Annotated in this window: 10 protein-coding genes and 2 pseudogenes; 9 read left to right on the top strand and 3 right to left on the bottom strand. The window is 39.4% G+C overall.

Annotation, left to right across the window (positions count from 1 at the left end; genetic code table 11):
• The 3 genes from VB836_RS02275 to VB836_RS02265 all read left to right on the top strand — a co-directional run.
• A partial coding sequence (locus VB836_RS02275; protein WP_323217810.1) for an RNA-guided endonuclease InsQ/TnpB family protein occupies positions 1-1153 on the top strand: 1153 nt, incomplete at its 5' end.
• Between the two features lie 284 nt (positions 1154-1437).
• Positions 1438-2097: a sigma-70 family RNA polymerase sigma factor gene (locus VB836_RS02270; RefSeq protein ID WP_046279174.1), complete on the top strand. Its 660-nt coding sequence runs from the start codon at positions 1438-1440 to the stop codon at positions 2095-2097.
• A 170-nt stretch (positions 2098-2267) separates the two neighbouring features.
• On the top strand, positions 2268-2840 hold the full coding sequence (locus VB836_RS02265; RefSeq protein ID WP_323217809.1) for an anti-sigma factor family protein: 573 nt from the start codon (positions 2268-2270) through the stop codon (positions 2838-2840).
• On the opposite strand, the gene VB836_RS02260 is transcribed toward VB836_RS02265, so the two are convergent.
• Positions 2837-3280 carry a gamma-glutamylcyclotransferase family protein gene (locus VB836_RS02260; protein ID WP_323217808.1) on the bottom strand — a complete coding sequence of 148 codons (444 nt, stop codon included), beginning with the start codon at positions 3278-3280 and terminating at the stop codon, positions 2837-2839. The two genes, VB836_RS02265 and VB836_RS02260, sit on opposite strands and share 4 nt — an antisense overlap.
• 177 nt (positions 3281-3457) lie before the next feature.
• Here VB836_RS02260 and VB836_RS02255 point away from each other — a divergent pair.
• Together VB836_RS02255 and VB836_RS02250 are read left to right on the top strand one after the other, a co-directional pair.
• Positions 3458-3700: pseudogene (locus VB836_RS02255) on the top strand (hypothetical protein); the annotation flags it as partial.
• 113 nt (positions 3701-3813) lie between these two features.
• Positions 3814-4791: pseudogene (locus VB836_RS02250) on the top strand (RNA-guided endonuclease InsQ/TnpB family protein); the annotation flags it as partial.
• 20 nt (positions 4792-4811) lie between these two features.
• Here VB836_RS02250 and VB836_RS30460 read toward each other — a convergent pair.
• Together VB836_RS30460 and VB836_RS02240 are read right to left on the bottom strand one after the other, a co-directional pair.
• Positions 4812-4958: a Txe/YoeB family addiction module toxin gene (locus VB836_RS30460; RefSeq protein WP_323217814.1), complete on the bottom strand. Its 147-nt coding sequence runs from the start codon at positions 4956-4958 to the stop codon at positions 4812-4814.
• A gap of 83 nt (positions 4959-5041) precedes the next feature.
• Positions 5042-5266, bottom strand: a complete 225-nt coding sequence (locus VB836_RS02240) for a hypothetical protein (RefSeq protein ID WP_323217807.1) — start codon at positions 5264-5266, stop codon at positions 5042-5044.
• Between the two features lie 109 nt (positions 5267-5375).
• On the opposite strand from VB836_RS02240, the gene VB836_RS02235 reads away from it, so the two are divergent.
• The 4 genes from VB836_RS02235 to VB836_RS02220 all read left to right on the top strand — a co-directional run bounded on the left by VB836_RS02235 (position 5376) and on the right by VB836_RS02220 (position 7959).
• The gene (locus VB836_RS02235; protein ID WP_323217806.1) at positions 5376-5723 is read left to right on the top strand and encodes a type II toxin-antitoxin system RelE/ParE family toxin; all 348 of its coding nucleotides are present in this window, start codon (positions 5376-5378) and stop codon (positions 5721-5723) included.
• Positions 5695-6009 carry a helix-turn-helix domain-containing transcriptional regulator gene (locus VB836_RS02230; RefSeq protein ID WP_323217805.1) on the top strand — a complete coding sequence of 105 codons (315 nt, stop codon included), beginning with the start codon at positions 5695-5697 and terminating at the stop codon, positions 6007-6009. The genes VB836_RS02235 and VB836_RS02230 overlap by 29 nt, the downstream gene beginning before the upstream one ends.
• An 80-nt stretch (positions 6010-6089) precedes the next feature.
• Complete coding sequence (locus VB836_RS02225) at positions 6090-6302, top strand: hypothetical protein (protein WP_323217804.1); 213 nt, start codon at positions 6090-6092, stop codon at positions 6300-6302.
• Positions 6303-6753: 451 nt separating this feature from the next.
• Positions 6754-7959 carry a Shedu immune nuclease family protein gene (locus tag VB836_RS02220; RefSeq protein WP_323217803.1) on the top strand — a complete coding sequence of 402 codons (1206 nt, stop codon included), beginning with the start codon at positions 6754-6756 and terminating at the stop codon, positions 7957-7959.
• Positions 7960-7997 lie beyond the last annotated feature (38 nt).

Below are 7997 nucleotides of genomic sequence, written 5' to 3'. Positions count from 1 at the left end.
AATCAAAAGTCGTAACGATGCTTATACCTACTGCAAACTACTGTCAGACAACCCGAGTTTTCCCTGGGTAAACCAACTCAATTCTATGGCTCGACAAGCCCACGCAGAAAGAGCATGGGCATCCATTGAGAGGTTCTATAAGAATTGTCGGCAAAAAATATCCAGTAGAAAAGGATTCCCAAAGTTTAAAAAATCTCAAGTCCGAGCATCTGTTGAATACAAAACATCGGGATGGAAACTTTCAGAAGATAGACGCTATTTAACCTTTTCCGACAAGTTTCAAGCAGGTACATTTAAACTTTGGGGTAGCCGAGATTTACACTTCTCTCTTGGTGCGCGTTCCCTAGCGCCCGCAGGTGGCGCGGGGTCGCACCGCTATCAACTCCAACAAATTAAACGGGTTAGAGTGATTAGAAGACACGATGGGTATTATGCTCAATTTTTGATAGACCATGAAAGGGAGGAAAATAAAGAACTCACAGGAAAACAAACAGGGCTAGATGTAGGTCTTAACTATTTCTACACTGATTCCACCGGGATACAGGTAGAGAATCCCCGTTTTCTAAGAAAAGATGAGCGACGAATTAAAAAGCTGCAACGTCGATTATCTCGAACAAAAAAGGGAAGTCAAAACCGCTCAAAAGCCAGAAATCGTTTAGGTAGAAAATATCTTAAGGTTTCACGCAGGCGTAATGATTGGGTTTGTAAATTAGCCCAACAGGTCATACAGTCTAACGACTTGGTAGCGATTGAAAACCTACGGATACGCAATCTGGTTAAAAACCATCATTTAGCCAAGTCAATTAATGATGCTGCTTGGTACAGATTTAGAGAATGGTTAGAATATTTTGGGAGGGTTTATGGGGTGACGGTGATTGCTGTTGAACCCGCATATACTTCTCAAAACTGCTCAAATTGCGGTGAGAAGGTTGTCAAAACTCTCAGCACCCGGACTCACAAATGTCCTCACTGTGGGTATGTAGCAGACCGGGATGAAAACGCCGCCAAAAACATTCTAAAATCTGCATTAAAACAACTATCAAATACCGTCGGGCAGATGGAAATCAACGCCTCCCGAGAGACTGATCTCTGCTTAAGTGGGGAAACCCAGTTGAGTAAGTCAACTCGACGAAAGAGGAAACCCAAACAGTGATGTTTGGAATCTCCGTCGTTTACGGCGGAGAGGATGTCAAAACTCGATTCTGTTGGGTTTTGCTTGCGCTCAACCTAACTGACTGTCTATGACTCCTTGGGGAAATGAATTGAATAACCATGATCATGGGAGAGGTAACAAACACCTCTCCTTAATTTTTTGAATTCAACATGAATATTGGGGGGTTCTCAGACGGACTATCAACCCTGAGCTAGAATTGGGGAACATACGGAACTTGGCTGACGTCAGTTGAAAGGGAATGTTTGATGAGCCAAGTTCCATCCATGAGTGAAACCATATCTATATCCTGGTCTGCGGCTGAGGCGACCGTTCCTCAACAAGTGTTATTGCCCCCAGAAAAGCTCTCTAACTATGACCTGATCTTGCGATGTCAGGAAGGAGTACAACCCGATCGAGCAGCTTTTACTGAACTCCTGCGTCGGTATCAAGTTCATGTCGATAAGGTATTGTACCATTTGGCTCCAGACTGGCAAGATCGTTCCGATTTGGCTCAAGAAATCTGGATTCGCGTTTATCGCAATATCAAACGTCTCCAAGAACCCGCTAAGTTTCGCGGCTGGTTGAGTCGAATTGCCACCAACCTGTTTTATGACGAACTCCGCAAGCGCAAACGGGTCAAACCGCCTCTATCCCTCGATGCACCCCGTTGTATTGAAGATGGTGAGGTTGAGTGGGAGATTCCGGCTGAACGCCCAGGGCCAGATGATGATCTCAGTACCCGAGAATTTTATGATTGTCTACATGAGGCGATCGCTGATTTGCCGGAAGTGTTTCGCACGACGATTGTTTTGCGGGAAATTGAGGGTTTAGCCTACGAAGAAATCGCTGAAATTACAGGGGTGTCTCTCGGAACGGTTAAATCGAGAATTGCCCGAGCGCGTCAACGCTTACAAAGTCAGTTACAACCTTATCTAAATAGCTAGAAAAATCTGTAAAGGCAGATTTCCTTAATCGGAGATTGATAGGCTATTTAGTAAAATCGTTAAGAGATCAAAATGTATCACTCAAGCGCTTTTCTCCCCAAATTTCAACAATAATAGATTTGTTCAATGATTTTAATTTCATTCACCTAAATTTCCGGGGAGGTGTTACCATGAAGCCGAACTTTGAGTCCTATAACCATCAGGAAAAAAACAACAACCCAGCGTTAAACAGGGAAGGACAAATGCAACATCCGTCTGATGGCGAACTGAGCGACTATCACTATGAACTGCTCAGTGCCTACATTGATGGTGAGGCGAACGCAGAAGAACGTCGCCAAGTCGAACAGTGGTTAGCGACTGATCCCCAGGTGAAAAGCTGCTATCACCAACTGCTACAGCTTAGTTCTCAGTGGCAGAGTATGCCAGTGCCAACTTCTCAACAATCTACCCCCGATCTACTCGCTCAACAGGTCTTTGAGGAGGTGAATACTCGTCGAACTCACCGCCTGGTGGGTTGGAGTGGAACGGCAATTGCTGCTCTATTTATAGCTGCTGTATCGGGTGTAACTTTTGGCAGTTTTTCTCGAATTCCGCAGTTTGCTTCTCAACCGAATAGTGATCTTGAACCCCTCAAAATTGCCCTGAATGAGCCGATTGTTCCGATGATTCGATCTGATGCGGCAAGTATTACAGTCAATCAACCGATTATTCCCATTCCTAAACCCCCGATTTCTAACCCTTAATTCTCAATTCTGTTTCTTTTCTGTTCGGCGTGAAGTTCAGAACTCCAGTTGCCATCAGGGAGGTAAACGCCATTATATTGCTGAATTTTAGCAGTATTCATCAGATAAATCCAGGCAACCTTTAAGGGTTGTCCGTCGGGGCAGAAGGTTTGGATTTTTTGGCGTTGATATTCATTTTGTTCAGGCGGGCGATGAGGTTGATAATCTTCTAAGGGATCTAAATCAGCAAAAATTGAGGCATCTGTAAACGAAAGGATGACTCCGCAGACGTAGCCTTCCCCTTCTCTCATCGCCGGATAGCCTAATGATAAGTCAAACAGTTGACCCTGTGCGATCGCCGCCTGTTCCTGAATCACTCGACTGGCGCAATATCGCTGATAATTGCGTTCACCCGGTTTGAGCGTACCATAGACAAAAATGTGAATCAAATCTTCTTGCATCCCCTCAGATCCCCAGATTATTCAAGAAGCTATTAGATACCATATTTATTAATATTTGTCAATATACAGAACAAGAAAGCTTCTACTGTTACCAATAAAAAGCAGGTTTAAAGCCCCGTCGTTCACGACGGATTATTTTCTGCTACAATAGCTTATCGTGGAGCGACAATGATAAACATGATTGTCTATGAAATGAAGCTACAAGGAACACATTGCCAGTACAGAAGGCTAGATGAAGCCATTCGTACAGGTCGCTTTGTTCGCAATAGCATCATTAAAGCATGGATAGACGGTCAAATCAAAAGTCGTAACGATGCTTATACCTACTGTAAACTGCTGTCAGACAACCCGAGTTTTCCCTGGGTGAACCAACTCAATTCTATGGCTCGACAAGCGCACGCAGAAAGAGCATGGGCATCCATTTAAAAACGGATAGAGAAGCGGAAGAACGGATTAACTTAACTGTAAAACCCATAGATCTTGGCATCTCACAGATAGCTTAATCCGTTAAATCCTTATCCTATCTGTTTTAAATTGAGAGGTTCTATAAGAATTGTCGGCAGAAAATACTAGGTAAGAAAGGATTCCCCAAATTTAAAAAGTATCAAGTTAGAGCATCTGTTGAATACAAAACATCCGGATGGAAACTTTCAGAAGATAGACGCTATTTAACGTTTTCTGATAAGTTTCAAGCAGGTACATTTAAACTTTGGGGTAGCCGAAATCTCCACTTCTATCAACTCCAACAAATTAAACGGGTTAGAGTCATTAGAAGACACGATGGGTATTACGCTCAATTTTTGATAGACCATGAACGAGAGGAGAAAAAAGAACAAACAAACAAACAAACGGGTTTGGATGTGGGTTTAAACCATTTCTACACCGATTCTTTTGGCGAAAAGATAGACAACCCCCGCTTTTTCAGGAAAGACGAACAGCGTATTAAAAAGCTGCAACGTCAGTTATCTCGAACAAAAAAGGGAAGTCAAAATCGCTCAAAAGCCAGGAACAGGTTAGGTAGAGCGTATCTCAAGGTTTCACGCAGACGTAACGATTGGGTTTGTAAATTGGCTCAACACGTCATCCAGTCTAACGACTTGGTAGCAATAGAAAACCTACGGATACGCAATCTGGTTAAAAATCATCATCTAGCCAAGTCAATTAACGATGCTGCTTGGTACAGATTTAGAGAATGGTTAGAATATTTTGGGAGAATTTATGGGGTTCCAGTGATTGCTGTTGAACCTTCATATACTTCTCAAAATTGCTCAAATTGCGGTGAAAAGGTTGTCAAAACTCTCAGTACGAGAACTCACAAATGTCCTCATTGTGGGTATGTAGCAGACCGAGACGAAAATGCCGCCAAAAATATTCTGAAATCTTCATTAAAACAGCTATCAAATACCGTCGGGCAGACGGAAATAAACGCCTCCCGAGAGACTGACCTCTGCTTAAGTGGGGAAACCCAATTGAGTAAGTCAACTCGACGAAAGAGGAAACCCAAACAGTGATGTGAGCGAATCTCCGTCGTTTACGGCGGAGAGGATGTCAATTGATAAACTAAGCGATGCTCGTTGTTGATGCGTCTTGACCAAAATCCAGTGAGTTCATATTTTAAAGATTCTGGTTTACCTAAACCCTCAAAAGGAGAGCGATCAATATCCTGAATTAACTTAATAATTTTTCCTTAGAGCTTTTTATCCTGAGTAGCCCATGCGTTAAAATCTTCAAAGGCTGATGCTTCAAAGACGATTTTTCTTCTCATGTCAGATCATCGCTATTAAATTCAACCATATTCTCTCTTTTCTTAATATTATCTACGGCTTTGAGCAATTTTTCTCGATTAGCTGGAGACTTTAATAAGTATGAAGTTTCATCAATCTCCGAAACAATGATTTCAATTTCTTGATCTCGAAATGTGGCTTTCAACTCGGTCAAAAAACGATCATCTAAGTCGTTAGCCTTAACTTTGTAGACTTTTTGCATCTTTCAAACTTCACCGACTCCAACCTTAGTTTAACACAGTTATTTCACATTTCAGCGATCGCCTCAAACTCCAGTAATATTGAAACTGGAAGCAACTCTAATATAATTTATGGAAGCACAACCGAGGGAAATTCAACGTTACATTAAAGTTGATGGTAAAATTCCGTTTAGTGAATGGATAGATTCATTGCAAGATAGGAAAGCTAGACTTAAAATAAAGTTGAGGCTTGACCGAGTTGAAGAAGGTAATCTCGGTGATTATCGCTCTGTTGGTGAAGGAGTATTTGAACTCAGGCTAAACTATGGCCCCGGATATCGCATCTACTTTGGACAAGTCGGGTTAACAATTATCCTTCTGCTCTGTGGCGGAGATAAAAAGACCCAAGTAACAGATATTCAAACTGCTAAGAAGTATTGGAGAGACTACAATGCAAGAAATACAAGTTCCAACCAGTGATAGTTACCACGATTATCTAATTGAATCTCTGAAAGATTCTGAAGAAGCCGCAGGTTATATAGAAGTTGCTTTAGAAGAAGGGGGCGATGAACCTTATCTTTTAAGAAAGGTTTTGAGAAATGTAATTGAAGCACAAATTAAAATGAATAATCTCTCAGAGTCAGCCAAGCAAAATTATGAAAAGCTCGATCAAGTTTTAGCAGAAAGTGGCGGAAGTGAAATCTTTACTTTTGTTGAACTGTTGAATACTTTGGGTTTTGAGTTGTCAGTGAAGGTCAAAGAATAACTAACGCGATCACTCCGAACAAATTATAATAGATAATGCCGTTCAAAAGCTAAATTTTGTCTTGGGATTTGGAGAACAATATGCACCCCCTTAAAAAAAGACTAATTTTGGATGAAAAAATGCGTCCAGTTGGTGTTATTATTGATTATCAGGATTGGCAGAAAATTGAGAAATTTTTAGAACAGAGTCATTTTTTCGAGCAGGAACAGTCTGATTTATCAAAATTTTTAGGAGTGATTAAATTAACTCAAGACCCACTAGAATATCAGCGTCTAGTTCGGGATGAATGGTAATGACAGATTTTTCTGCTAAGTCAGGTTCGGCTTGAAAACAACCAACAAACGGACTTTGCTTTAACTTTGCTAAAGGATCGGCTTGTTGTTGCAATTGCTGATAGTGTATTTCAATGGAAGACTGTATTACCTCTAATACATCTTGCTCGGTTTATTGTTGAATGTAGGCTAATTTTCTAGCCATTTCAACATCTTCGCTGAATTTCTATTTTCATTGGCGATCGCTCCCAAAACCCATCACATTTATTATATCTTAATCTAACGTTTATTTTACACAAGTTTTTCACATTTCAGCGATCGCCTCTCACTGAGATAACGAAGTTAACAGCATGACAATTTGGTATGGTTTATGCTATTATATAATTATGAGATGTGTTATTAAAAAAAATGTGATGGTTTATTCTTTAAACAGAAATTTAATTTTGTACTAATTGTTATAGTTTGACTTACCATGAATAATAAAAAACAATTACAGCAACATGATGTTATTGAATTTTTACCCAAAGATACTCATTTAAGAGCGTATATAAATACCAACGACACTCCAGGGCATCTGCATCAATATTTAGGTTATTTTAAGGGTTTGAAAGGAGCGTATGTTGAATTAATCTTAAGAGAAGATTTAACCTTGACTTTAAAGCATTTTAAGCCTGCAATTATGAATGACTGTAAGTGTTTTATTCCCGTCTTAAATTTGGAGGGAAAAAGTGTCAACAGTACATATACTTTAATTTCAAAGCATTTTGAACCTAAGCGACGAAATCCAGGTGGAAGTGTATATTTGAACGTTTATTATGAAGATCAAAATGATCGTCAGTGGAAACGTTTAAGCGAGTTAAGAAAAATAAAGGATACATATACATATATAGATAATAGTAATATAAGAAGACTAACAAAAAAAATAGCTGAGAGTATGCAGTTTGATTCTGCTAGTCCATACATAGAATTCTTAAGTGTTGCAAAGGATAGTGTTCAAGCTTTAAAAACAATAAAAGAATTTGAGAAACAAAATATTGATCCACTCGAAGCTCTTAATACACTAACTGGGATTAAACTTCTTAAAGATATCTGGAAAATTTGGAAAAAAAATCAAGATAATGATGATGAATCTTTTTGGCAACAACAATTTAGTAAGTTCCCTTTCGTTTTGTCACTGATTTCTTTAAGTCCGATAGTTGTGTTTCATAAAAATGCTTATGTAGGTGGCAAAGGAATTGATAATAAAGGTGGTAATTTGGTGGATTTTCTGTACATTAATTCAACTACTAAAAATACCGCTTTGATTGAAATCAAAACTCCAAAAACAAAGCTCGTTGAAAGTCCTTATAGAAATTCTTCTTACGAGGTTTCTCGAGAGCTTTGTGGAGGTGTAGCTCAAGTTCTAAGCTACAAAGGTTCTTTGATTAGGGAATATCCAGTATTAGCAAAAAACTCTAATAATGATTTTGATGCGTTTAACCCATTATGTGTAGTTGTTATTGGAAACTTTGAAGCCGAACTCAACTCAAATGATCATAAAAAAGAAACATTTCAACGATTTAGGGATGAACAGAAGACGGTACAAATTATTACCTATGATGAACTATTTGCAAAAGTTAAATTGTTGATCGATCTTCTAGAAGGAAAGGATAATGGTGAAGATAAATCATCAAATTAATTAATAGTTGGTTTGGTCAATAAATCACAATCAATTTG

Source organism: Limnoraphis robusta BA-68 BA1 (genome assembly GCF_034932365.1).
GTDB lineage: Bacteria > Cyanobacteriota > Cyanobacteriia > Cyanobacteriales > Microcoleaceae > Capilliphycus > Capilliphycus robustus.
The sequence above is the reverse complement of the archived record's forward strand: the minus strand, read 5'-3'. Positions and strand labels throughout refer to the sequence as shown.